Raw genomic sequence first — 24,662 nt, 5'->3', positions numbered from 1 at the left:
TTTTTGATGAAGCAAAGTTATTGCAAGCAACGATAAATTTTATTGACCTATGTTAGGAAAAGATAAAAACTTATATTTTTTTTCTAAACTCATTTATTTTAGCGAATAATTCAGCATCAAATTCTTCATTTATAATTTTTCCGTTCTGGAAATTGTCTTTAAACTTTGGTAATGAATAATTTTCGATTAATTCTCCACCTAATTTTACCAATAATTTAGATCCACTTTCTAGTGCATTTTTAGCGCCATAACTTCCTGGAGAAGTACTCATGACAAATATTTTCTTTCCTTCCAAAAATTTATGATTGATGCGAGAACACCAATCCATATAACTTTTGAAAACCGCGGTTACATTTGCATTGTGCTCCGCTAAAGAAATCAATAAAACATCTGTATCAATCAAAGTTTGATAAAAACGTTTTATTTCATCAGAAAAGCCTTCTCTTTTTTCAATATCGATGTCAAAAGTTGGAATATTATAATTGTTTAAATCTAAAATTTCAATTTCAAATTCATCTAAAAATGAAGTAGCATAAGTTACCAATTGTTTGTTGATAGAAGTAGAGCTGTTACTACCAGCAAAAGCTTTAATAATCATAGTTTTTATCTTAAGTTATTGTTTTTTTGTGTGTAATAATTGCGCATATTCCGTTGGTCGAATTCCCGAAACTTTCTGAAAAATATTACTGAAAGAAGACAACGAATTATACCCAACTAACATTGCGATTTCGTACATATTGTATTTATTTTCAGCAATCAATTCCAATGATTTTGTGATACGTAATGCGCGTAAAAATCGAACATAATTAATTCCCATATTATCTTTGAATTTTCGAGATAATGTTCGCGTGCTCAAACCAAATTGTTGCGCAACTTCATCTATTGTATAGTTTTTCTCGATATTTTTCATCAGAAATCGAGCAATATCAATCAGTTTCTGATCTTTTGGAAATGGATGCTGAATAAAAGCAGGTAATTTGTTCGATTCCATTTCGGGTAGAATAGATCGTATGGCTTTTACAAAATCATATTTTGCAGGATCTTTTTCCGAAATTGATCCACTCCAATTTTTGGTGTACAAAATCATTTCCCTTAACAACTCATTCGTGTAATAAATATTTGTAATCGAATAAAAATCGTTTTCTTCTTTTTCGGTCTTGAAATAAAAGTTATACAAATCGCCTGTTTTACTATTCGTTAAGATAGAATGTGGCGTATTTGCAGGAATCCACATAAAACAACGCGCAGGCAAATACCAATGTTTGTCGTTTACAAAAACATGTACAATTCCGCCTTCTGCATATAATAATTGTGCTTTTTTGTGTTCATGTACGCGCGTTCCTATCGTATCTAAATGTGCATGTTGTATGTAAAAATGGACTTTAGATTTGTCAACTTCGTTAAAAAAAAACTGATCAAACAACATTGTTTTATACTTTTATAAAGTGAAATATTTTTGCTTTTGCAAATTACTTTATTTTGGCGTAAATGAGCAAATTATTTTCTTTTTTTATCAAGAGGGTAAAGGTGTTTTGAATGTAACTTTGCATCACTAAAAATCAATAACAGACTTATAAATAATACAAAATGATATTTAAATTCGTTAAATATCAGTTGCTTACATTGTTGTTAATGCTGAGTGGGTTGAGTTATGCTCAAAATGAAATAGACTATAACCAACTGAAATTAAGCAAAGCAATTGAAATTGGACTTCAAAATAATAAAAAATTACAAATTAGCGCTTTAAAAACTAATATTGCTGAATTAAAAGAGAAAGATCTTAAAAATGAGAAATTGCCAGATGTAGACTTTCATACTGGTTTTCATGTTTTGAGTAATTTACGCCAATATGAAGACGGTTTTCTAAAACCTTCTACAAAATATGCTGTTCCTCGCGTGAAATACGATTTTACACTTTCGGCAGAAATTCCAATTTATTTAGGTGGTAAATTAAAAAATGATGAGAAAAAATCTGAAATAGAAACTAATATTTCGAAACTGCAAGTTCGAAAAGATGAACGAGAATTGAGAATGCAAATCATCACAGCTTATTTACAAGCGTTGCATTTGCAAGAACAACAAAAGTTAATTTCAGATAAAATGAGAGAAGATTCGGTTGTGATTAAACAAACAGAATCCTTGAAAAAAAATGGTTTGGTAACCTACAACGAAGTCTTGAGAACAGAATTGCAATTGTCAAATCATAAAATGTCTTTTACAGAATTGGCGAATGAAATTTCGATTATTGAACATCAAATCAAAACAATTTTAGCCTTACCAGAAAATCAAGAAATGCATATTGACACCAATGATTTGTTTACAAATGAAGAGCATTTGGGTTTGGTTGATGAAATGATTTTGGAAGCAATAGATCAAAGTGAAAGCTTGAAAATTGCGAAAGATGATTTGAATTTGAAAGAAATTGATAAGAAAATTACCAAAGCTAATACATTACCAAAAATAACTGCTGGAGCGGAATATGGATATAATTATCCAAACTTTATGTTTTTTCCACCAGAAGAATATTTGTACAGATTTGGTTCTGTTGGTGTAAATGTTTCGATTCCGTTGAGTAATTTTTTCAAGAATAAACAAAAAATGCAAATCGCAGATCGTAACATTTCAATTGCAAAATTAGAAATAGAAGAGAAAGAAGAACAAATTCGACATGATGTTTTTGCAGCGAATAAACGATTAGAAGAATCGATCGATAAAATAAAAATTGCGGAAGAAGCAATTGGTCAAGCCAAAGAAAATTATCGAATTGTTAGAACAAAATACATCAACAAATTGAGTTTGATTACAGAACTTATCGATGCGGATAACGCTTATTTAGAAGCTCAATCGAATTTGATTTCATTGCAAATTAACAAACAATTAAAATACTATCAATTACAATACATTTTAGGAAACTTATAAAAATGGGAAAACAACAGACAAAAGGAGAAAAACGAATGAATAGAACGCTTTCTGCGATTGCTTGGATTTTTATTATCATAGGAATCACTGCAGTAGCTTGGTTTTATTTCTTTTCGAGTTCACATGTCAATACAAATGACGCGCAAGTGCGACAATATATTACGCCAGTTTCGAGTAAAGTTTCTGGTTTTATCAAAAAAGTAAATTTCGAAGAAAATCAATTTGTACACAAAGGTGATACGCTTGTTGTGATTGACAATAGAGAATTTCAGAACCAGATTGATATTGCAGAAGCAAATTTAGAATCGACTTCGCAATCTGTTTTAACATATGAAAAAGCGGTAGATACAAAATCAAGTGATGTTAATATTGTTAATGCAAATATAGAAGCTGCTAAAATAGAGGTTTGGAGAACTGAAAAAGATTATAATCGTTTCAAAAATTTAGTGCAAGAAGATGCTGCAACCGTGCAACAGTTTGAAGAAGTTGAAGCGAAATATAAACAAGCAAAAGCAAGTTTGAGTGCTTTGGAACAACAACGTAATGCCGTGAATGTTAGTGCGTCTGCAGAACAAACAAAAGTTGCGCCTGCAAAAACTCAAATTTTACAACGAAAAGCCCAATTGAACGATGCTAAACTTATTCTCTCATATACCTATGTTGTAGCACCTTACGATGGTTGGGTTGGAACAAAAAATATACAAGAAGGTCAGTTAATAAAAGAAGGGCAGGCCTTGGTGCAAGTAGTTTCGAAAGAGAAATGGATTGTTGCAAATTTTAAAGAAACGCAAATTGGAGAAATCGATTTGGATCAACCAGTTATTATAAAAGCTGATGCCTACAAAAACATTGAGTTTGAAGGAAAAATTGAATCTCTTTCGCCAGCTTCTGGGTCTGAGTTTGCTTTGATTAAACCTGATAATGCAACAGGGAACTTCGTGAAAATTGAACAACGTTTTCCTGTGAAAATAATTCTGAAAGAGTCTAAAAATAACGAAAAATTACGTGCCGGAATGAATGTAAATGTTTCCGCAGAAAAAGTAAATTAAATAAATGTCACAACAAAATTCAATATTCAATAAATGGGTTCCGCAAAAATTGGTTGTGCCAATTTTTATCCTTGCGCTATTTCCACACTTGATGATTTTGACGATATTCAACATGAATAGTACGTTTACAGCATCATTTTTGGATTTGGAGGTTGACGATTTGCAGTTCCTTTTTTCGATGGCGTATGCCACTATTGTCTGTGGCTTATTTATTCACGTTCGATTTTTTCACTTTTTCAATATCAGAAGTTATCTGCTAACAATGACCATGCTCAATATTTTGGTGTTGTTTGGAATGACATTAACGACAAATACAGAATTGATTTTGATTCTGCGTTTTATTCAAGGACCTTTATCGCTTTTCGAAGGTTGTATTTTGTTGCCAATCATTATGTCGAATATTAAAAGTGAACATTCAAAATTGATTGCTTATTCGTTTTTGTACGGCGTAATGTTAACAGGTGATAAATTCACGACTTCTATCGTGAAGTTTGCGATTGAGAATTATAACCACAATATGATGGTGTATACGATTATGAGTTTTCATGTTGTTGCATTAATCATTTATGTATTTTTCTTTAATCACAACAGANNTCAATTAAATTTAGGCGGAATTTTTTTGATGATTATTTCTCTAATTTCTGGTGCATTTTTCTTTATTTATGGAAAAAAATATTATTGGTTCGAATCACCAATTATTATCATAGCATTTGCATCAACACTTGTTTTTAGTGGTTTATTTTTATTGCATCAAAAAACAGCCAAACGACCTTTGTTCCATTTTGAGATTTTCAAATCAGAACGTGTCATTTTAGGAATATTAATGTTTTTTGTTTTCTATACTTTGCGTGCTGGAATGAGCAATATTTACCAAGTTATGTCAACAGTTTGGAAATGGCAATGGGAATATGTGTTGCAGATTCAATATTTTAATGTAGCTGGTTCTATCATTGGTGTTGTGTTTTCATTTTTTATGGTTAAGAATAGAGTCGATTTTAGAAAAATATTTTTTCTTGGATTTGTACTTTTAGCCATGAGCATGTTGTGGTTTAGTTATTTGTTTTATCCAGACGCAAAAGTCGAGGCAATAGCGCCAACGCTGATGTTAGAAGGAATTGCACAAGGTGTTATTTTTACGCCATTGGTGTTGTATATTACAGGTTCTGTACATCCTTCTATTACTGGTAGTGCGGCACAAGCAGGTACGGCTATTCGTTTTTGGACTACAACAATTGGTTTTTCGTTAATGCAAAATGCAATTTTATATTTGACGACTAAACATCAATTTTTGATGACCAAAAATTTAGACAAAACGAGTCCGATTTTTCAACAACAATGGAATAATTTGTTCAATAAAAATATTGCGAATCATCTTCCAAACGAAGCAGAAAGTATTACTGCTGCAGCCTTAAAAGCAAAATTGTATAACCAAGATTTGTTGGTTAGTAATATTGAGATTTTCCGAACATTGTTTGTTGTGGGAATTATCGTAGCGATTTTTGTCATTCTTTATCAACCGATAAAAAATAGACTTTTACATCCTTAAAATAAGTTTTATAAATTATTTTTTATTTAATTGACGTATTTGATTTAATAGAATCAAGTACGTTTTTTTTATGACAAATTTTAAAAATGAATGTTTTATCAAAATTATCTTGTAAAAAGGAGGTGTTTTAAAGTTTTTTAAATTTGAAAATGGCTTAAATGAACAAATTTTATTCTCAAATAATCAACTTGTTTTTATGCGCTAGCACTTACTTTTGCCATCAAAATAAATCAAACGAAAAATGATTAATTGTTTTAATAAATGTTAGTTGTATTTTATTGATTTTAAATTTTTTATATTTTTATAAAAATGAATCATCGTATTTTAACGATTTATTATTCAGAATCACATTTTAGCCTTTTGACTTTTCTCAGGCAGCTTCCTTTTTTTACTTTTTAGGTAAGATAATCACGAAATCAATAAAATATTTTTAATTAGACAAACTTTCGAATGAATGTTTTGAACTTGATTGTAAAATTGAATAAATAACTCAATGCACAATCAACATCCCATTTTCAAGAAATGGATACCAGAAAAATTGGTGCTTCCAATTCTCATTGCCGCGTTGATTCCGCATGTGATGATTCTCTCACTTTTCAATATGAATAGTATATTTACAGCTTCATTTCTAGATGTTGATGTAGACGATTTACAATTCATTTTTTCTTTGGCTTACGCTACAATTGTTTGTGGACTTTTTATTAACGAACGGCTTTTTCAGTTCTTTAATATTCGTTCTTATTTATTGTCTATGACTATTATCAATATTGTATTAATGTTAATAATTTCGTTGACAACAAATACGCAATTGATTTATTTACTTCGTGTGATACAAGGGACAACATCTTATCTCGAAGGATGTATTATTGTTCCGCTAATTATGTCGCGTATAAAAGGCGAATATGGACGATTATTAGGAAATACTTTTTTGTATGGATTTATGATGACGGCTGATAAATACACGACTTCTATTGTAAAATTTGCCATCGAAAATTATAATTTCAATATGGTGATTTATACTGTCATCTTTTTTCATGTTTTATCATTATTGATTTATGTTTTTCTCTTTAGTCATGGTAGATTGTATCCCAAAAAACCATTGTATCAGTTAAATTTGGCGGGTTATTTTTTGATGATGATGTCATTAATAGCAGGAGCTTTTTTATTGATTTATGGTAAAAGATATTATTGGTTCGAATCGCTTTATATCGTTATTGCGTTTGCTGCAATGTTTATTTTTTCAGGCTTATTTATTTTGCAACAATTAACGTCTAAAAAACCGATTTTTCATTTCGAGATTCTTCGTTCCGAAAGAGTTATTGTAGGTATGTTGTTGTTTTTTACATTTTATATTTTCAAATCGAGTATGAGTAACATTTATCAAGTTATGAATGTTGTTTGGAAATGGAATTGGGAGTTTGTTTTGCAAATACAATATTATAATTGTGCCGGAATTTATATCGGAGCATTGTTTGCTTATTACATCATTACACAATTTCAAACGCAATATAAGTATGTGTTTTTTGGAGGTTTTTTTTGTTTAACGTTTGCTATGTTGTGGTTTAGTTACATTTTGGTTCCAGATACTCGTCCGAATGCAGTTATTCCGCCATTGTTGATGGAAGGAATGGGACAAGGAATGTTGTTTGCGCCAATTTTGCAATATATGGTATGTTCTGTACATGCTAATTTTTCTATGAATACCATGCAAGCAGCAGTTGCAATGCGTTATTGGTCGTCGACAATTAGTTTTTCGATTATGCAAAATGCAATTCTTTTCTTGACGACTAAACATCAATTTTTGATGACGAAAAATTTAGATATTACCAATACGATTTTTCAAGAACAATGGAATAATCTATTCAATAAACACAATACAACTCATTTAGTAAATGAATCTATCAGTTTGACAGCAAGTAATCTGAAATCTCAATTGTATAACCAAGCCTTGTTGATTGCAGATATTCAAATTTTTAGAACTTTATTTTATTTCGGAATTGTAATGATGGTTTTTATTATGATTTATAATCCAATCAAAAACGTTTTACATCTTAGGAAAAAGAGAAAAGAGAGTCATTGATTCTCTTTTTTTCTAGTATTTATTTCTGCGTTTATTTTCGCTAAATCTGTTATAAGAGGAATAAAAGTTACAGAACATGATAATAAAATAACGAATGTTACATTGATATCATATTTGTTTGTCATTTTCAGAATTAATAGAATGACTGCTATAAGTAATAATGGGATTTGAATGCTAAGATTTAGTTTGTTAACTTTTTTTCTTTTTTCATTTAATTCTTCTAATGATAATTCGCTCAAAGATTTTTCTTTGTTCATTTTAATTGTTTTATTAAAGATAGTAAAATCAAATTAAAAAATAGATTTAAATAAAAAAGCTAACCAATTGGTTAGCTTTTTTCGTTATTTATCTTTAATGATTGGTCTGATTAAACCTTCTTGTGCAACACTACAAATTAGTTCACCAGAACGATTGAATAAATTTCCTCTTGTAAAACCTCTTGTGTCATTTGCACTTGGAGATTCAACATTAACTAATATCCAATCATGCAAATTTGGTTCTCTGTGAAACCAAATCGAATGATCTAAACTTGCCATTTGCGTATTTCCAAAATGAGCTTTAGAAGCATGTGGTTTTATCGCTGTTGATAACAAATTGTAATCAGAGCTATAAGCAATTAATTGCTGAATAATAGGTAAAGGTAACCCCTCTGGAGCATCATTAAAAGTTAACCAAACATTACTGAAATTAGGATAATCTTTTTTATCAAAAGGATTGACAAATTCAACAGGTTTGAAATCTAATGGACGTTCTGCTAAGACAAATCGCATAATTGATTTTGGTAAAACCGAACCAAATTGCTCTGCTACATCATTCCAGCTCATTAATTCTTCTGGAGGTGTTACAACAGGCATTTCTTCTTGATGTTCGTAACCTTCTTGCTTTAACTGAAATGAACAAGCCATTACAAAAATAGGCACACTGTCTTGCTTTGCTGTAACAACACGCGTACTAAAACTTCCTCCATCACGAAGATTTGCTACTTCAAAATAGATAGGTTTTTCTAAATGTCCAGGTAAAATAAAGTAGGAGTGAAGGGAATGACAAAAACGATCTGTAGGAACAGTTTGATACGCCGCGTGTAAAGCTTGGCTTACAACTTGACCTCCAAAAACATTTGGACTTCCCATAAAAGAACTTTTCCCTTCGAATAAATTTTCTTCTAGTTTTTTGAGAGAAATTAATTCGATGAGTTCTTGAGTAGTTTTCATTATTAAGTTTAAAATTTCAAATTATTTAATTTCTGCACATTTTGTTCTAATGCACATTTATATTCATTTTTCATTCGATTGATTAATTCTTCGGTTGAAATAATATCATGAATTCCAGAAACTCCGTGTCCAGCAGACCAAATGTCTTTCCATGCTTTATGTCCATCTCCTCCAATTAATTTCGAAAAATCTTCTTCTTTCTTTTCGTCTAAATCAATTCCAGAATGAATAATACTTGGTTTCAAGAAATTTGCATTTACACCAGAAATTCCATCTGTATAAATCACATCTTCGAAAGTAGAATCGACTAACATTGTTTTATAATCTTGATCAGCAGACGCTTCTTTTGTCGCAATAAAACGAGTTCCGATGTATGCAAAATCAGCACCCATATTTTCGGCTGCTAAGATATCATTTCCGTTGTTCATCGCACCTGCTAAAATTAAACAACCATCATAAAAAGTACGAATGTCATCAATCAAAGCAAAAGGATTAGCCGTACCAGCATGTCCACCAGCACCAGAAGCTACAGCAATAATTCCGTCTACACCAGCTTCGGCAGCTTTTTCTGCATGACGTTTTTTGATCACATCATGAAAAACCAAACCTCCATAACTATGAACTGCATCTACAACTTGTTTTACAGCACCAAGTGACGTAATAATAAGCGGTACTTTATATTTTGCACATAAAGCTAAATCACCTTCGAGACGAGGATTTGTTTTGTTAACGATTAAATTCACTCCAAATGGAGCTGCTTTTTTACCTGTTTCTTTTTCAAATTGTTTTAATTGAAAAGTGATATCAATTAACATTTGTTCGAAATCTTCGGCAGTTCTTCCATTCAAAGAAGGAAAAGTTCCGCATACTCCATTTTTACATGCTTCTACAACTAATTCAGTTCGAGAAACAAGAAACATAGGAGAAGTGATTAAAGGTAAATCTAAACTATTTTTAAATTCTTGTAGGGTCATACTAAAATTTTTTTTGATGTGGTATAGGATGCAATATAAGGATAATTTAGAATGAAAATCTAGAAGTTTTTAATAGAAAAAATGAATTTAACGTTCTTTTATAAAAAAATATTTACCGACAAATTTTAACGGTTTACCGATTAAATTTAGAAATGAATAATTGAAATTTTAGTTTTGATAAAACACTATATATGAAACTAAATAACAAATTTCTAATTAGGTTCTTGTTTGCGATTTTTTTGTTTGTAAGTTATAATGCTTGCGCACAAACAAATATAGTTATCAATTACTATACAGGAACCCAGCAACAATATGCTGTTGAAGATTCTGGAAAATTATTTTTTTCAAATGATAATTTAATCATTAAAACATCACTTGAAAGTACTGAAATTAATATTCCAGTTTCAATTATTTCGAAGATTACGTTTAAAAATTCTCTAGCAGTAGAAGATATTAAGCAGAATAGAGAACAAATCATCATTTATCCAAATCCTGCAACTAATTATTTTAAAATTTCTTCTAAAGAAGCAAAATCTACGTTAAATATTTATAATTCGGTGGGGCAATTAGTCTTATCTAAAGTCTACAAAAAAAATGAAGATATAAATGTATCAAATTTATTACCTGGGATTTATTTTATAAAAGTGAATGGTTCAACTTTAAAATTAATAAAGAAATGAGAAGTTTTTTACTGATTTTTATTCTTGCTTTGATTCCATTTGGAGTAAAAGCTCAGCATAATATAAATGTTCATTATGCAGGAAATACTATTTACAAATCCGAAATTACTAAAGTTGATAGTATAAAATTAACGAATCAATTTGTTAATATCAAAGAATCTTCAATTGCATCAACTTTTGAAATTCAGAAATCATTTATTGATAGTATTTCCTTTGATACTAATCCTATAAATGAAAGAGAAATTTTTGTGATTTATAATGGATTAGAAAATGCAACAATTATTAATCCCTATAGTGATAAAGGCGTTGTGATTTTTGTAAATGGAGGAACGGTTTCAGCGATTTCTATTGCTGGAATTACAAACTTGGTTTATAATTTAATAGGAACATCATCAAATGGATCTTTTTCGCTTAATACTGATTTGTCTTCAAAATTAGTATTTAATAATTTGAATTTAACAAATCCAAACGGAGCTGCAGTCTCGATTAGTGGAAAGAAAACAACAACTATTGATGTAAAACAAAATTCTAAAAATACTTTAATAGATGGAACTGGAGGAAGTAATTCTGGTGTAGTGACAAGTAATGGAGCGCTTATTTTTGAAAATACAGGAAATTTAACAATCAAAGGATATAAAAAGCATGGAATAAATTCGAGTTCTTTGATTACTGTAAATAATGGAAATATTGTTGTTGAAACTGCTGTTAGCGATGGATTACATTCTGAAGGCTTTACAATGATTGATGGAAATCTGAAAGTAAATTCTTTAAGTGACGGAATTGATGCAGGAGATGGAAAAATAACTATTTCTAACGGAAATATTGATATTGTTTCGACTTCAGATGATGTAAAAGCAATAAAAAATGGAGCAGCAGATGTTGATATTTCAGGTGGGACAATTGTTTTAACAGTTTCAGGCGCGGCTTCAAAAGGTATAAAATCGAATCAAAATATTAATATATCAGATGCAAATATTACAGCATCTATAAGTAGTAAAGTAATTCTTGAAGCAATTGGAAGTGGATATGATCCATCGTATGGAACAGTATTAAAATCAGACAAAAATATTACCATTAATTCAGGAACGTATGATTTCACGCTAACCGCTGCTTCTCAAGGAGGAAAAGGAATTTCTGCTGATGGAGAAATTATCATTAATGGAGGTTCAATAAACATTAAAACTGCTGCGACTGGTGCCGTTTATGTAAATGAAAGCGGAATAAAAGATTCTTATGCTTCTACTGCTATAACAGCTGATACTAATATTTATCTTAATGGAGGAAATATTACAATTACAAGTACTGGTAATGGAGGAAAAGGAATTTCGGCTGATGGTAATATTACAATAGGAGAGTTGAATAAAGATAATTCTTTGTTAAATCTAAATATTACAACATCTGGGGAAAGATTTCTTGTATCAGGATCTGGTAATAATGCAGATTATGCAAATCCTAAAGCCGTAAAAGCAGATGGTAATTTAACTGTTAATAGTGGAACGATAACAATAAAAGGAACACAAAATGCAGATGGAGGAGAAGGCTTGGAAAGTAAAGCAGTTCTTACAATTAATGATGGAATAATTAATATTGAAACCTATGATGATGCAATTAATGCAGCTACAGCTATAATAATTAATGGAGGAAATACATGGGTGAAAGCAAGAGGAAATGATGGGATTGATAGTAATGGAACGCTTACTATAAATGGAGGGTTTACAGTTTCAAACGGAGCTAGATCACCAGAAGAAGGTTTTGATTGTGATAATAATACATTCAAAATAACTGGAGGTACAATAATAGGAACAGGTGGAGCAACGAGTAATCCTACTACGAATGTAAGTACGCAGCGATCAATAAAAATCACAACAACTTTAACCAATAATATATCAACAATCATTAATCTAAAAAGTTCTACTGGAACGCGAATTTTAACATATAGAGTTCCTGCTTTTTCTTCTAATGGAAATGGTAATTCAGTTACTATTTTAATCACAGATCCTTTAATTTTAAACGGAAATTACACGATTAGTAAAGGGGCTTCAGTTTCTGGAGGAACAGAATCTCTAAGTGGGTATATTGTGGGAGGAACAGTGACTGAAGGAAGCACAATAAAATCATTTACGGTTAGCACTATGTTGACAACTGTTTCGTTGTAAAACGATTTAAATGAAATATACTGATATAGAAAAAAGATCAAAATTTTATTTTGATCTTTTTTTATTGATTAATTTTAAATTACATCACAATTTCTAAATGTAGAAGCAAAACCTTTGCTGTATCTTTGCAATCGTAAATAGAAAATAAATTGGAATTAAAAGAGCATTTAAGGCGTAATATCAAATTAGCATTTCCTGTAATGATTACTCAAATGGGACAAATTTCTGTCAACATTATTGATAACATTATGGTTGGTGGTTTAGGTGGGAAATATGATAATATAGAAGATGAGGTTTTGGGTAAAACAGCTCTAGCAGCAGCTTCTTTAGGAAATTCATTGTTTTTTGCAGTTTTAGTATTTGCTTTTGGATTTAGTTTTGCGCTGTCACCATTGATTGCGGCAGAAGATTCGAAAGGCGATAAAAAAATGGCTGCAAATTATTTTTCGCACAGTTTGGTCTTGAATATTACTTTATCAATCGGTTTATTCTTATTGATTACATTCCTAAAACCGCTGATGTTCTACATGGGACAACCCGCTGATGTGGTAGAAAAATGTATTCCGTATCTAACTATTATGACATTTTCGATGATTCCATTGATGATTTTTCAAACATTTCGTCAATTATCAGAAGGTTTATCATTAACGATTCCCGTTACAATTGCGACAATTTTAAGTAACGTTGTCAATATTACGTTAAACTATGGTTGGATTTATGGAAACTGGGGATTCCCACGTTTAGAAGTCGCTGGTGCAGCTTGGGGAACATTCGTTGCACGTTCAGTAATGATGATTTTCTTGATTATAGTTTTATTTAATTTCAAGAAAACGAAATCTGTTTTACAAGAAGTTCAATTTAAAGCAAGTAATTTCCAGAAAGTAATTTTTAGAAAAATTGCTGGAATTGGAATTCCAACCGCATTAACATCTTTCTTCGAAATGAGTGCATTCTCTTTGGCAGCCTTTGTTTGCGGTTATACATTTACAAATTCTATCGCAGATCAAGAATTAGCAAAAGTAAATTTAGCAGCGCATCAAATTGCGATAAATTTAGCTTCCACAACTTTTATGATGTGTACAGGAATTGGAGTTGCAGCAACGGTTCGTATCGGAAATCAATTAGGTTTAAAAGATTACAAAACTTTAAGAGAAGCAGGTTGGTCTTGTATTTTAATGGTATTATCATTTATGATTTTGTGCGGAATTTTATTCATTATTTTCCGTTATCAATTACCAACAATTTATTTAGATAATCCAGATGTTATCAACTTAGCTGCATCATTATTAATCATTGCCTCACTTTTCCAAATGTCTGATGGCGTACAATTGGTATTATTAGGTGCTTTGAGAGGAATGACCGATGTCAAAATTCCTTCAATTCTAACATTTATATCATATTGGTTAATCGCAATTCCGATTGGTGTAGTATTAGCAATTGTTTTCGAAATGCGCGCGTTTGGAATGTGGATTGGTTTAGGAACTGGTTTAACGGCTTCGGCAATATTTTTGATGATTCGTTACAATCGTCAAACGAAGAAAATGATTAGGGAAAATCCTAATGCAGAAATAATTTTAGAAGATAAATTAAAAAACATATAAAATGGAATTACCAAAATTTTTATTGGCTGATAACTCAACAATGCCAGACAAAATCTTTATTTTACATACAGATTATCCTCGTTTTTTATTAGACGTTGAAACTGACGATATCGAGTGGTTTGAAGATATTTCTGAAGAAGAAGATAACGAAGAATTTAATACTGAAATTGCTAATTTAATCGAAGACGCTTTAGATTTTTATGATCAAGAAATGTCTTTGTTAGATGACGAAGAATAAGTCTTAAATAAATAAAATTTCTATGTTTTTATTAGTGTAAGATTTACACTAAAATAATTTTATATGCTTGCATTATAATTTTTTTATTAGTATTTTGCAACTAAGAAAATTATTCAAAACCATGGAAATAAAAAGATTATTTGATTTTCCACAAAATCAATTAGAAAATAATCCTCGAGAAGATGCATTGGTGTCTAAAGTGAACGGAACTTGGGTGAAAACATCTACGCAAGAATACGTTGGCAAAGCAAATGCATTTAGTCGAGGATTATTACAATTAGGAATCAAGCCACAAGATAAAATTGCAATAGTTACTTCAACTAATCGTACCGAATGGAACATCTGTGATATCGGTATTCAGCAAGTTGGCGCGATTTCCGTTCCGTTATATCCAACACTTTCCGAAGACGATTTTGATTATATCTTAAACAATGCTGAATGTAAATTTATCATTGTTTCTGATAAAGGTTTATATGATACAGTTGTAGCTGTAAAAGATAAAGTGTCAACATTGGTTGGGATTTATAGTTTTGATGAAATTGCTGGAGTTCCAAATTATAAAGAGATTTTAGATTTGGGTGAAGATAATTCAACGCAACATGAAGTAGATAGTATCAAAGAGATGATAAAACCATCTGATATGGCGACTTTGATTTATACTTCAGGAACAACAGGTCGTCCGAAAGGTGTTGTATTAACGCACGAAAATATCGTTTCTGATGTTTTAATGTCCGTTGATCGTATTCCAGATTTTCCAAATCATGCAATTGCATTGAGTTTTCTTCCGATTAATCACGTTTTCGAACGTATGTTGATTTATTTGTATCAACATTTGAGCATCGGAATTTGGTATGCAGAAAGCATCGATAAATTAGGAGATAATATGAAAGAGGTGAAACCGCATGTAATGACGGTTGTACCACGATTAGTAGAAAAAGTTTATGATAAAATTTACAATACAGGTGCTTCTGCAGGAGGTCTTAAAACGAAAATTTTTATGTGGGCTTTAAGCCTTGTTGAAGATTACGATCCTTACAATCCAAAAGGTGGATTATTTGGGTTGAAACATTCTATCGCAAAAAGTTTGGTTTTCAGTAAATGGAAAGAAGGTGTTGGTGGTAATTTAGTATGTATGGTTTCGGGTTCTGCGCCTTTAGCAGCACGTTTGAATCATATTTTCTGGGGTGCTGGAATTCCTATTTTAGAAGGTTATGGTTTGACGGAAACTTCTCCAGTAATTTCGGTGAATTGTATGAAGAAAGACGGTTTCGGAATTGGAACTGTTGGTGCTCCACTAAAAGGAATAGAGGTTAAAATTGCAGAAGACGGAGAGATTTTAGTCAAAGGTCCTAACGTTACACAAGGTTACTACAAAGATCCTGAAAAAACTGCTGAAGCATTTACGCCAGATGGTTATTTCAAAACGGGTGATATTGGAGTTCTTGAAAGAGGTTTACTTAAAATTACTGATCGTAAAAAAGAGATGTTCAAAACTTCTGGAGGTAAATATATCGCGCCGCAAATTATCGAAAATAAATTCAAACAATCTCGTTTTATCGAGCAAGTAATGGTTGTTGGAGAAGGAGAGAAAATGCCTTGTGCGATTATTCAACCTAATTTCCAAGTGTTGAAAGATTATTTACGTATCAAAGGAATTGCTGAACCTGCAACGAATGCAGATTTGATTAAAGAACCTGCAATTTTAGATGTTATTGGTCGAGAAATTGAAAAAATGAATAAAGGTTTGGGACATTGGGAACAAATCAAAAAGTTCGAATTAACACCTGATGAATGGACAATTGATGATGGATTATTAACGCCAACATTAAAATTGAAACGTAAAAATGTGCTAGCTAAATATCAAGATTTATACAATAAATTATACGATAAAAAGTAAATAAAAAAACAATTAAAAAATCCTTTCAAAAATTTTTGAAAGGATTTTTTAATTCTATAATAATCAAGTTTTAATCTCGTCGTCCGCCCATTGCCATCATGACAAAATAAAGTAGTTGAGCTAACGAACCAATCGCTGCGACTACATAAGTTCTTGCAGCCCATTTTAATGAATCTTTTGCACCTTCATATTCGTTTGGCATCACCATATTGTTTCCTTTTAACCAAGCTAATGCACGGTTAGAAGCATCGTATTCAACTGGTAAAGTAACAAAAGCAAAAACGGTTGTTACTGCAAATAAGAAAATACCAATCCATAACAAAGTTGCATTTTTAGATGAAGCCATCACGATTAATCCTAACATCAAAATCCATTGATTTAAGCGAGATGCTACATTTACCATCGGAACCATTTTCGAGCGTAATTGCAACATATTATAACCAACCGCATGTTGTACTGCATGTCCACATTCGTGCGCTGCAACAGCCGCCGCTGCCGCATTTCGTTCGTGGTAAACAACTTCCGATAAGTTTACCGTTTTATCAGCAGGATTGTAATGATCTGTTAATTGTCCTGGAGTAGATATAACACGTACATCGTGAATGTTATTGTCAGAAAGCATTTTCTCAGCTATCTCTTTTCCAGACATTCCATTTGCCAAATGTACTTTCGAATAATACTTAAATTTACTTTGAAGTCGGTTGCTAACAAACCAACTAATCAACATAAACAGTCCAATAATAATGTAATAACCTGTCATCTATTTCTATTTTATTTTTTAATCAATTTTAATATTCATTCAAAATTCAAAAAGTATTCCAATAAGTGAATAGAGACAAAAATAGCAGAAAAGTTGGTTTTTTGGCAGAGTTCTGTATTAAATCATATAAAAAATAAACAAAAGCTGACATTTTGCTCAAAAATTTTTGAATTGAAATTACAAAACTTATTACCTTTGCCAGCTATGAGTATTCGCATAAAAGAAGTACAATCAAAACATGATTTGGAAGCATTTATTAAGTTTCCGATGAATTTGTATAAGGATAATCAATATTACGTTCCGCCCTTTATTAATGAGGAGAAGGAAACATTAGATGTTTCTAAAAACCCCGTTTTCAAAGATGCAGAAGCGCGTTATTTTCTTGCCGAAAAAGAAGGTAAGATTGTGGGGCGTGTTGCGGCAATTATCAATTGGCAAGAAGTCAATAATCAACAAAAACGTAAAATGCGTTTCGGTTGGTTTGATATGATTGATGATATCGACGTCACAAAAGCACTTTTGGCAAAAGTTGCGGAAATAGGTAAAGAAAATCAATTAGAATATATAGAAGGCCCAGTTGGTTTTTCGAATTTGGAAAAGGCAGGTTTACTAACTTTCGGATTTGATAAATTGGCTACAATGGTTGGTTTATATAATTTTCCGTACTATGCGCAACACTTAGAATCGTTAGGTTTTGAAACTGCAAACGAATGGGTAGAATATGAATTGTCTGCACCAACAGAATTACCAGAAAAAGTTATCAAATTCAATAAAATTATTCGAGAACGTTACAAATTACGAGAATTGAAGTTTACAAAAACTTCAGAGATTATTCCGTATGTTGACGAGATGTTCGATTTGTTAGATAAAACTTACAGCGAATTGGATACTTATGTACCAATTGCGGATTATCAAATTGAATATTACAAAAAGAAATATATTCCGTTTATTAATCCAGATTTTGTAAACTGTATTGTTGATGAAGACGGAAAAATGGTTTCGTTTGCTATTACGATGCCTTCTTACTCGAAAGCGATGCAAAAAGCGAAAGGTAAAATTTTTCCTTTTGGTTGGTGGCATTTGATGAGAGCAAGTAAAAATAATGATTCTGCTCAATTTTATTTGATCGGAATTGATCCAAAATTTCAAGGAAAAGGTGTTACAGCATTGATTTTTAATGCAATGTTTGATACGTTTAGAAACAACGGGATCAAATTTTTGGAAACAAATCCTGAACTAGCGGACAACGAAAGTATTCAAGTTTTGTGGAAAGCTTATGATCCTGTAAACCACAAACGTCGTAAAACTTTCAAGAAATCAATTCAGTAAAATATAAATAATAATGTTATATATTTTGAATTAAAATTTGTCAATTCGAGTGATTTTTAGAAAGATTATTTCTAAAAATTGTATCGAGAATTAAGATGAATTTTATCTTCTAAAACTTTATTCTCGATACAAAATTCTAAACGAATTTCACTCGAATTGACGGTTTTATTTATTTGATAATCAGTATTTATAACATAAAACTTATAAACGTATAACTTAAAAAATATGTTTGATATTCATCAATTAGAGAAAGAATATTCAACTTTCAGACAAGAAGGTTTTGATTCGAAATGGTTAAATTTTGAAGCTTTAAATCACTATTTTTCATTAAAATCAATTCAAAAAGAACAAATTGGAACATCTTTTTTAGGAAACGAAATTTATAAATTAAGTTTCGGAACTGGAGAAAAACGTTTATTGATTTGGTCTCAAATGCACGGAAACGAATCATCTGGTACGCGTGCAATGTTTGATGTGATTAATTTTTTTGAACAAAAATCTGAATTATCTCAAACCATTTTATCTCAATTGACGATTGATTTTATTCCGATGCTAAATCCTGATGGTGCAAATGTTAATACACGTAGAAATGCGGTTGGAATTGATATTAACCGTGATTTTTTAGCAAAAGAATCAACAGAAATTCACGTTTTGTTGAATCAAGTAGAGAAAGGAAATTATCAAACCTTATTCAATTTACACGATCAACGTACGATTTTCAATGTTGGGCAATCAGCAAAACCTGCAACGCTTTCTTTTTTGGCGCCTTCTTATAATGTTGAGGAAGATGTAAACGAAGTTCGCGAAAAAACGATGGGAATTATTCAAGCAATGAATACTGAATTACAAAAAGTAATTTCTGGTCATGTAGGTCGTTATACATCAGAGTTTTATCCGATGTCAACCGGAGATAATTTCACAAAAATGGGTTATCCTTGTGTATTATTTGAAGCGGGACATTTTCCGAATGATTATCAACGTGATACAACAAGAAAATACAATGCATTGGCTATTTTGGCTGGACTGAATGCTTTAGCTACGCAAGAAAATTTTCCGTTTGATGAGTATTTATCGATTCCTCAAAATGGACAAAAATATTTGGATGTTGTGATTCATAATGTTCAAATCCAAAATGGTGAAAATTCTTCTGTTGTTGATTTAGGAATTTATTTTGAAGAAGAATACAACGAAGAAAATAATTCGGTAGAGCAAATTGCGAAAATTATTGAAATTGGTGATTTGCGAAAATTTATTGGTCATCTCGAAATTGATGCTGAAAAACAAGTTTATAAAGGAACTACCAAAAATTATCCTTTATTGAATCAATTGGCTACTTTCGAGATTGGTTCAATTAAAGTTGAAAATGGTCAAATCATTTCATAATTATTTATACATTTAACCTATAAACTAAAAATACAATGAAAAAAATATTGGCAATTGCACTTGTTGCGATGTTGGGATTTTCTACACAATCGTTTGCTCAAAATAAAGTGTTGAATCGTACGATTACAGCTGAAAATGGGAAGAAAATGTTGACGGGAGAATTCAATAGAAAAGCTTTGGAAGAAGATGATTTTAAAGATTGGTATCATCATGAATATGACACTTACGAAGTTGAAAAAAGTAAATTGAAAAGTTTAAAAGATTTACGTAATTATCGTTTGGAAGTTTTTATGGGAACTTGGTGTTCAGATTCTCGTCGTGAATTGCCGCGTTTATATAAGATTTTAGATGACATTAAATTTCCTCAAAATCGTTTGAAAGTGATTGGTGTAAACTATCAAAAGAAAAGTTTTAACGGAGAAGAAATTAATAAAAACATTACTCACGTTCCGACAATTATCGTATATAATAATAAAAAAGAAGAAGTTGGTAGAATTGTAGAATCTCCAGTTTCGGGCTATTTAGAAGAAGATTTGGCACAGATTGTGAATGGTACGCCATTGACTCCAAATTATGCAAATGAATAATTTAAAGAAAATAATTCTTGTCGTTGTAGCCTTCATTTTTGGTGTGATGATAACGTATTTCATCATGGATAAATTCAAATCTGAAAGTTATACCGAACAATCTCATGTGATTGCGTATCAAATCGAACGAATGAATAAAATGATTGTTGCAGAACAAACCTATTCAGATTTATACAATCACACGTCAAAAAAATCGTTGCCAGGTTTAACTGATATTTTTTCTGCGGATAAAAAGGTGACACTTTTGGTGAAAGCCAAAGCACAAGCAACGTATGATTTGAAAAAAATGGATATTGAATTGGATTCGGTGAATAAAAAAATTATCATCAAATCTATTCCTCCAGTTGAAATCCAAGTGTATCCAGATGTTAGTTTTTATGACATGGATCAAAGTGTTTTCAATAAATTTAGTAAAGATGATTTGAACGGAATTAAAAAACGTGCTGTAGAGCATGTAGAAAAAACCGTTGATCAAACCAAACTAAAACAAGAAGCACATCAACAATTAATTCAAAATCTTGGAGATTTGTATTTCCTTGCCAAAACCTATGGTTGGAAGATAGAGGATAAAACGAGTTACGCCAACGAATTGAATAAATTATACGATTAATAAATAATTAAAAACCTGTTCCGATAGAATAGGTTTTTTTTCGCTGAATAAAGAAATGAAGTGTTTCTTTCTTTAGAATTAAAATTGAAAATAGTATTTTCGCTTAATATTAAAAATAAAAATGAATTGGCGTAGATTTTTACTTCCATTTTCTGGTTTATATTGGATTGGGACTTCGGTTCGAAATCTGTTTTACAATATAGGAATGATGCGTTCATCATCATTCAAAATTCCAATTATTAATGTTGGAAACCTATCTGTTGGCGGAACGGGAAAGTCTCCTCATATCATGTATTTAATCGATTTGTTGAAAGACGAAAAATTAATTGCAACATTGAGTAGAGGATATGGACGAAAAACAAAAGGTTTTTTGATTGCAAATTATTCATCCAAAGTTTATGATATTGGAGACGAACCAATGCAGTTTTTTCAACGTTTCAAGAATAGAATTTTGATTGCAGTTTGCGAAGACAGAGCTTTTGGAGCACAAAAATTAATTGATCATTACAATGCAGAAGCAATTTTGTTAGATGATGCCTATCAACATCGTGGAATAAAAGCTGGTTTCAATATTTTGTTGACTGATTACAATAATCCATATTATAAAGATTTTTTATTACCAGCTGGTGATTTGAGAGAGAGTAGAAGTGGAGTTCGTCGTGCAGATATTGTTATTGTAACGAAATGTCCAGACAGAATATCGGAGGAAAAGCACAAAGAAATTTCGAAAAAGATTAAGTTAAGATCTCATCAGCAATTATTTTTCTCAAAAATTGTTTATGACAACAAATTGATTGGAAAATTGGATAATGTTGATAAATCAACTTGGAAAAATCTGAATGTTATTTTGGTTACAGGAATTGCTAAAACAGATGGTTTGGTAAAATTTGCGGAAGAAAACTTTGCAAATGTCTTGCATTTAGAATATCCAGATCATCATAATTTTAGTCAATCAGAAATTGAGTATATTTACAAACGATACGAAGATACGGAAGGTAGAAAGCGTTTTGATAAAATTATCATGACAACAGAGAAAGATTATATGCGTTTGATGGAAGAATCCATGATAAAAGACGATTTATACTACATCCCAATTAGTATCGATATTAACGATAAAGAAAAATTTAATCAAACTATTTTAGAGTATGTTGGACAGAATTAATGAGGCTGTAAAGTACATCAATAATTTATTGCCAGATCAACCAGAATTTGTAATTGTGTTAGGGTCTGGATTAGGAAAATTAGAAGACGAAGTAGAAAATAAAGTTGTTATTAGCTACAAAGATATACCAAACTTTCCTCAAGTAACAGTAGAAGGGCACAAAGGTCATTTAGTATACGGAACTATTTTAGGTAAAAAAGTTTTGATGATGGCTGGTCGTTTTCATTATTACGAAGGATATTCGATGGAAGAAGTAACGTTCCCAATGCGTGTTTTCAATGGATTAGGAATTAAGAAAGTTGTTTTATCGAATGCTTCTGGAGGTGTTAACCCAAGTTTTAGTGTAGGGGATATTTGTTTGGTAAAAGATCATATCAATATGATGCCAGAACATCCTTTACGTGGAAAAAATATTGATGAATTAGGACCTCGTTTTGTGGATATGTCAAAAGCATATGACAGAGAAATGTTGAATGAAGCGGCAGAATTTGCAAAAGCAAATGATATTTTGGTTCATCAAGGAGTTTATGTAGGATTACAAGGGCCAACTTTCGAAACGCCATCAGAATACGGATTGGTTCGTTTTATTGGTGGAGATTGTGTTGGTATGAGTACAGTTCCTGAGGTTATTGTTGCTCGTCACATGGATATGCGCGTTTTCTGTTTATCTATTATTACAGATTTAGGAGGGCCAGAAATTTCATTTGATGTTTCGCACGAAGATGTATTAAATGCAGCAAACACAGCAATGCCAAATGTAATTCGCGTGGTAAAAAGCGTAATCGAAAATTGTTAATTTTTGATTTGATTATAAAAGAAAAACCAACTGAAAAGTTGGTTTTTTTTATTTTATAAAAATCGGTGAATTCGAAAGAATAATAAGGTCAAATAACAAGACGAATTCACCGACAAGCTTTGAAGCGTTCGATTGATTAGATCTCAACTTCTCGTTCAGAATTTGTGCAATTGCTATGAACGATATAATCGATTAGTTTTCCATTTTCAAAACACAACATCAAATCTTCTTCATAAATTGATGTATGTGTCAATTGATTAAATTGTAATAATTTTCCTTGAGGAATTTTAATAATTCCAGAATACCAGCTCGCAAAAACTTCTTCTCTTTTTGGAAATAAATAATTCAATTCAACTTCATCCAAACCATCCAAATATCCTCTGAAATTAATTAAAAACAATTCGTCATTTCTCAATTCCCATTTCCCATAATATCCTCTCCAGCATGTTGGCGAAGGCGGAGTAAAATAAGGTGGAAGATTTAATTTTCTAAAATAATGATGTAATGGTTGTTCGGCTATAATATATTGTTGGTTGTCGATTAATAAAATTTCTCCTATTTGCGCGGTCATTTTTTCTTATGGTTTATTCAAATGTAGAATAGCCACACGAATTAATGAAGAATCAATAGCGCTAATTTATCAAAATAATAAAAATTGACCGACTAAAATAAAATGGTTAAAAATTATCTTGTCTTTAAATGATAAATTCGTAATTATTATTTATTTTAGAATTATTCTTTCACCTTGTTGAGGGAAAATATAATTGATGTTATATGGATTATCTTTTAATAATTCGTCTTTAATTTTTTGCTCATAATCATCTTTTGGTTTGATATGAGTAACGATGATTGTAAAACCTTTTAACTTACTTTTTCCAACTTCTTTCGCTAATTCTCCTAATTCTTCGTTCATCAATTTTGGCGTTAAATGTCCAAATAATAATTTTTCGGGTTGAGAATTCGGAAAAGAAACTTCCAACATCATTGTTTTCAGTTTACCTGATTTGATTTTAGGTGCAATTGCTTTCCAAATAGTTGCTAAATTTTTAGTTTTTTCGATACGATCAGCTCCTGTATCACCAAAATATAAGACTGCATTTGAGCCATTTTCTACTAATATTGCCGAACTTTTCAAAGGATTTACATGACTCAATTCGTAAATAGTTCCAGTAAAATTAGTTCCTTCTATTGTGAAAGGTGTTCCAATTTCAGCGTATTTGTAGTAATATTTATTCAAAATTGGCGATTCGCCTTCATTGGCAAAATTTGCCCAAGCATCATTGGTAAAATATTTATTTTTTAAAACTGAAATTGTTTCAGAAATACCATAAATAGGCTTGTTTGCATCTTCTGGAGAATTAATAATCATGCCTGAAAGATGATCCAAATGTCCATGCGAAATAAAATATCCTTTGATATAGTTTTTAAGAATTTTACTATTTTGTTCTTCAAAAGTACCTTTCTCTATTGCTTTATTGATTCCAGAAAGAATTGTCCCAGCATCCAATGCTAAATAGCTATTTGTCGTTTCTTCACCAATCAAATAAGAAGAAAGATTGCTTTCGTTGCTACCACCATAAACACCAAGTGGAACAATCTGAATATTTTGTGCTGATGCAATCATCGAAATTCCAAATCCAATACTTAATAGATATTTTTTCATAAAAAGAATTTTAACAAAAAT

The 24,662-nt window shown here is 31.0% G+C and carries 22 protein-coding genes; 14 read left to right on the top strand and 8 right to left on the bottom strand.

Going from position 1 to position 24,662, the window contains the following annotated elements:
• Positions 1 to 70: 70 nt before the first annotated feature.
• On the bottom strand, positions 71 to 598 hold the full coding sequence (locus B4H69_RS06180) for an NADPH-dependent FMN reductase (RefSeq protein ID WP_180904696.1): 528 nt from the start codon (positions 596 to 598) through the stop codon (positions 71 to 73).
• A gap of 15 nt (positions 599 to 613) precedes the next feature.
• A complete protein-coding gene (locus tag B4H69_RS06175) occupies positions 614 to 1,426 on the bottom strand; it encodes an AraC family transcriptional regulator (RefSeq protein ID WP_038336064.1) in 813 nt (270 codons plus the stop codon).
• 161 nt (positions 1,427 to 1,587) lie between these two features.
• Between B4H69_RS06175 and B4H69_RS06170 the strand changes: the two genes are divergently transcribed.
• The 3 genes from B4H69_RS06170 to B4H69_RS06160 all read left to right on the top strand — a co-directional run bounded on the left by B4H69_RS06170 (position 1,588) and on the right by B4H69_RS06160 (position 7,594).
• Positions 1,588 to 2,919: a TolC family protein gene (locus B4H69_RS06170; RefSeq protein ID WP_260391946.1), complete on the top strand. Its 1,332-nt coding sequence runs from the start codon at positions 1,588 to 1,590 to the stop codon at positions 2,917 to 2,919.
• A 2-nt stretch (positions 2,920 to 2,921) separates the two neighbouring features.
• On the top strand, positions 2,922 to 3,968 hold the full coding sequence (locus tag B4H69_RS06165) for an HlyD family secretion protein (protein WP_180904694.1): 1,047 nt from the start codon (positions 2,922 to 2,924) through the stop codon (positions 3,966 to 3,968).
• Positions 3,969 to 6,007: 2,039 nt separating this feature from the next.
• Entirely contained in the window at positions 6,008 to 7,594 is a 1,587-nt protein-coding gene (locus B4H69_RS06160; RefSeq protein WP_180904692.1) for a hypothetical protein, read from the top strand.
• Here the strand turns inward: B4H69_RS06160 and B4H69_RS06155 are convergent.
• The 3 genes from B4H69_RS06155 to B4H69_RS06145 all read right to left on the bottom strand — a co-directional run bounded on the left by B4H69_RS06155 (position 7,588) and on the right by B4H69_RS06145 (position 9,779).
• On the bottom strand, positions 7,588 to 7,851 hold the full coding sequence (locus B4H69_RS06155) for a hypothetical protein (protein WP_180904691.1): 264 nt from the start codon (positions 7,849 to 7,851) through the stop codon (positions 7,588 to 7,590). The genes B4H69_RS06160 and B4H69_RS06155 overlap by 7 nt on opposite strands.
• Before the next feature lie 84 nt (positions 7,852 to 7,935).
• On the bottom strand, positions 7,936 to 8,805 hold the full coding sequence (locus tag B4H69_RS06150) for an acyl-CoA thioesterase (protein WP_180904690.1): 870 nt from the start codon (positions 8,803 to 8,805) through the stop codon (positions 7,936 to 7,938).
• An 8-nt stretch (positions 8,806 to 8,813) separates the two neighbouring features.
• Positions 8,814 to 9,779: an NAD(P)H-dependent flavin oxidoreductase gene (locus B4H69_RS06145; protein WP_180904689.1), complete on the bottom strand. Its 966-nt coding sequence runs from the start codon at positions 9,777 to 9,779 to the stop codon at positions 8,814 to 8,816.
• Between the two features lie 191 nt (positions 9,780 to 9,970).
• On the opposite strand from B4H69_RS06145, the gene B4H69_RS06140 reads away from it, so the two are divergent.
• The 5 genes from B4H69_RS06140 to B4H69_RS06120 all read left to right on the top strand — a co-directional run bounded on the left by B4H69_RS06140 (position 9,971) and on the right by B4H69_RS06120 (position 16,351).
• Complete coding sequence (locus tag B4H69_RS06140; protein WP_180904688.1) at positions 9,971 to 10,459, top strand: T9SS type A sorting domain-containing protein; 489 nt, start codon at positions 9,971 to 9,973, stop codon at positions 10,457 to 10,459.
• Positions 10,456 to 12,615 carry a carbohydrate-binding domain-containing protein gene (locus B4H69_RS06135; protein ID WP_180904687.1) on the top strand — a complete coding sequence of 720 codons (2,160 nt, stop codon included), beginning with the start codon at positions 10,456 to 10,458 and terminating at the stop codon, positions 12,613 to 12,615. The genes B4H69_RS06140 and B4H69_RS06135 overlap by 4 nt, the downstream gene beginning before the upstream one ends.
• Positions 12,616 to 12,764: 149 nt before the next feature.
• Positions 12,765 to 14,216 (top strand): MATE family efflux transporter, encoded by a 1,452-nt coding sequence (locus B4H69_RS06130; protein WP_180904686.1) that lies wholly within the window; start codon positions 12,765 to 12,767, stop codon positions 14,214 to 14,216.
• A gap of 1 nt (position 14,217) precedes the next feature.
• Positions 14,218 to 14,454, top strand: a complete 237-nt coding sequence (locus tag B4H69_RS06125) for a hypothetical protein (protein WP_038336082.1) — start codon at positions 14,218 to 14,220, stop codon at positions 14,452 to 14,454.
• A 121-nt stretch (positions 14,455 to 14,575) separates the two neighbouring features.
• The gene (locus B4H69_RS06120) at positions 14,576 to 16,351 is read left to right on the top strand and encodes an AMP-dependent synthetase/ligase (RefSeq protein ID WP_180904685.1); all 1,776 of its coding nucleotides are present in this window, start codon (positions 14,576 to 14,578) and stop codon (positions 16,349 to 16,351) included.
• Positions 16,352 to 16,421: 70 nt separating this feature from the next.
• Here the strand turns inward: B4H69_RS06120 and B4H69_RS06115 are convergent, their stop codons facing one another.
• Positions 16,422 to 17,111 (bottom strand): zinc metallopeptidase, encoded by a 690-nt coding sequence (locus tag B4H69_RS06115; protein WP_115001061.1) that lies wholly within the window; start codon positions 17,109 to 17,111, stop codon positions 16,422 to 16,424.
• Positions 17,112 to 17,315: 204 nt separating this feature from the next.
• On the opposite strand from B4H69_RS06115, the gene B4H69_RS06110 reads away from it, so the two are divergent.
• From B4H69_RS06110 to B4H69_RS06085, 6 genes are all read left to right on the top strand, one after another.
• Positions 17,316 to 18,440: a GNAT family N-acetyltransferase gene (locus tag B4H69_RS06110; RefSeq protein ID WP_180906844.1), complete on the top strand. Its 1,125-nt coding sequence runs from the start codon at positions 17,316 to 17,318 to the stop codon at positions 18,438 to 18,440.
• A gap of 225 nt (positions 18,441 to 18,665) precedes the next feature.
• Positions 18,666 to 19,823 carry a M14 family zinc carboxypeptidase gene (locus tag B4H69_RS06105; protein ID WP_180904684.1) on the top strand — a complete coding sequence of 386 codons (1,158 nt, stop codon included), beginning with the start codon at positions 18,666 to 18,668 and terminating at the stop codon, positions 19,821 to 19,823.
• Between the two features lie 35 nt (positions 19,824 to 19,858).
• Positions 19,859 to 20,410, top strand: a complete 552-nt coding sequence (locus tag B4H69_RS06100) for a TlpA family protein disulfide reductase (RefSeq protein ID WP_180904683.1) — start codon at positions 19,859 to 19,861, stop codon at positions 20,408 to 20,410.
• Positions 20,403 to 21,020 (top strand): DUF4230 domain-containing protein, encoded by a 618-nt coding sequence (locus tag B4H69_RS06095; RefSeq protein WP_052217853.1) that lies wholly within the window; start codon positions 20,403 to 20,405, stop codon positions 21,018 to 21,020. Before B4H69_RS06100 ends, B4H69_RS06095 begins: the two co-directional genes overlap by 8 nt.
• 121 nt (positions 21,021 to 21,141) lie before the next feature.
• Complete coding sequence (gene lpxK, locus B4H69_RS06090; RefSeq protein ID WP_180904682.1) at positions 21,142 to 22,182, top strand: tetraacyldisaccharide 4'-kinase; 1,041 nt, start codon at positions 21,142 to 21,144, stop codon at positions 22,180 to 22,182.
• Positions 22,166 to 22,978: a purine-nucleoside phosphorylase gene (locus tag B4H69_RS06085; protein ID WP_038336092.1), complete on the top strand. Its 813-nt coding sequence runs from the start codon at positions 22,166 to 22,168 to the stop codon at positions 22,976 to 22,978. The genes lpxK and B4H69_RS06085 overlap by 17 nt, the downstream gene beginning before the upstream one ends.
• Before the next feature lie 136 nt (positions 22,979 to 23,114).
• On the opposite strand, the gene B4H69_RS06080 is transcribed toward B4H69_RS06085, so the two are convergent.
• Complete coding sequence (locus B4H69_RS06080) at positions 23,115 to 23,549, bottom strand: hypothetical protein (RefSeq protein WP_180904681.1); 435 nt, start codon at positions 23,547 to 23,549, stop codon at positions 23,115 to 23,117.
• A gap of 150 nt (positions 23,550 to 23,699) precedes the next feature.
• Entirely contained in the window at positions 23,700 to 24,641 is a 942-nt protein-coding gene (locus B4H69_RS06075; RefSeq protein ID WP_180904680.1) for an MBL fold metallo-hydrolase, read from the bottom strand.
• Between the last annotated feature and the right edge of the window lie 21 nt (positions 24,642 to 24,662).

Origin of the sequence: Empedobacter sp. UBA6745 (assembly GCF_002453775.1) — a bacterium.
GTDB lineage: Bacteria > Bacteroidota > Bacteroidia > Flavobacteriales > Weeksellaceae > Empedobacter > Empedobacter falsenii_C.
The sequence above is the reverse complement of the archived record's forward strand: the minus strand, read 5'-3'. Positions and strand labels throughout refer to the sequence as shown.

Bases quoted from the DNA above. Each gene is read 5' to 3' on its own strand.
- B4H69_RS06180 (WP_180904696.1), bottom strand. From the start codon at position 598: ATGATTATTAAAGCTTTTGCTGGTAGTAACAGCTCTACTTCTATCAAC.
- B4H69_RS06175 (WP_038336064.1), bottom strand. From the start codon at position 1,426: ATGTTGTTTGATCAGTTTTTTTTTAACGAAGTTGACAAATCTAAAGTC.
- B4H69_RS06170 (WP_260391946.1), top strand. From the start codon at position 1,588: ATGATATTTAAATTCGTTAAATATCAGTTGCTTACATTGTTGTTAATG.
- B4H69_RS06165 (WP_180904694.1), top strand. From the start codon at position 2,922: ATGGGAAAACAACAGACAAAAGGAGAAAAACGAATGAATAGAACGCTT.
- B4H69_RS06160 (WP_180904692.1), top strand. From the start codon at position 6,008: ATGCACAATCAACATCCCATTTTCAAGAAATGGATACCAGAAAAATTG.
- B4H69_RS06155 (WP_180904691.1), bottom strand. From the start codon at position 7,851: ATGAACAAAGAAAAATCTTTGAGCGAATTATCATTAGAAGAATTAAAT.
- B4H69_RS06150 (WP_180904690.1), bottom strand. From the start codon at position 8,805: ATGAAAACTACTCAAGAACTCATCGAATTAATTTCTCTCAAAAAACTA.
- B4H69_RS06145 (WP_180904689.1), bottom strand. From the start codon at position 9,779: ATGACCCTACAAGAATTTAAAAATAGTTTAGATTTACCTTTAATCACT.
- B4H69_RS06140 (WP_180904688.1), top strand. From the start codon at position 9,971: ATGAAACTAAATAACAAATTTCTAATTAGGTTCTTGTTTGCGATTTTT.
- B4H69_RS06135 (WP_180904687.1), top strand. From the start codon at position 10,456: ATGAGAAGTTTTTTACTGATTTTTATTCTTGCTTTGATTCCATTTGGA.
- B4H69_RS06125 (WP_038336082.1), top strand. From the start codon at position 14,218: ATGGAATTACCAAAATTTTTATTGGCTGATAACTCAACAATGCCAGAC.
- B4H69_RS06120 (WP_180904685.1), top strand. From the start codon at position 14,576: ATGGAAATAAAAAGATTATTTGATTTTCCACAAAATCAATTAGAAAAT.
- B4H69_RS06115 (WP_115001061.1), bottom strand. From the start codon at position 17,111: ATGACAGGTTATTACATTATTATTGGACTGTTTATGTTGATTAGTTGG.
- B4H69_RS06110 (WP_180906844.1), top strand. From the start codon at position 17,316: ATGAGTATTCGCATAAAAGAAGTACAATCAAAACATGATTTGGAAGCA.
- B4H69_RS06105 (WP_180904684.1), top strand. From the start codon at position 18,666: ATGTTTGATATTCATCAATTAGAGAAAGAATATTCAACTTTCAGACAA.
- B4H69_RS06100 (WP_180904683.1), top strand. From the start codon at position 19,859: ATGAAAAAAATATTGGCAATTGCACTTGTTGCGATGTTGGGATTTTCT.
- B4H69_RS06095 (WP_052217853.1), top strand. From the start codon at position 20,403: ATGAATAATTTAAAGAAAATAATTCTTGTCGTTGTAGCCTTCATTTTT.
- lpxK (WP_180904682.1), top strand. From the start codon at position 21,142: ATGAATTGGCGTAGATTTTTACTTCCATTTTCTGGTTTATATTGGATT.
- B4H69_RS06085 (WP_038336092.1), top strand. From the start codon at position 22,166: ATGTTGGACAGAATTAATGAGGCTGTAAAGTACATCAATAATTTATTG.
- B4H69_RS06080 (WP_180904681.1), bottom strand. From the start codon at position 23,549: ATGACCGCGCAAATAGGAGAAATTTTATTAATCGACAACCAACAATAT.
- B4H69_RS06075 (WP_180904680.1), bottom strand. From the start codon at position 24,641: ATGAAAAAATATCTATTAAGTATTGGATTTGGAATTTCGATGATTGCA.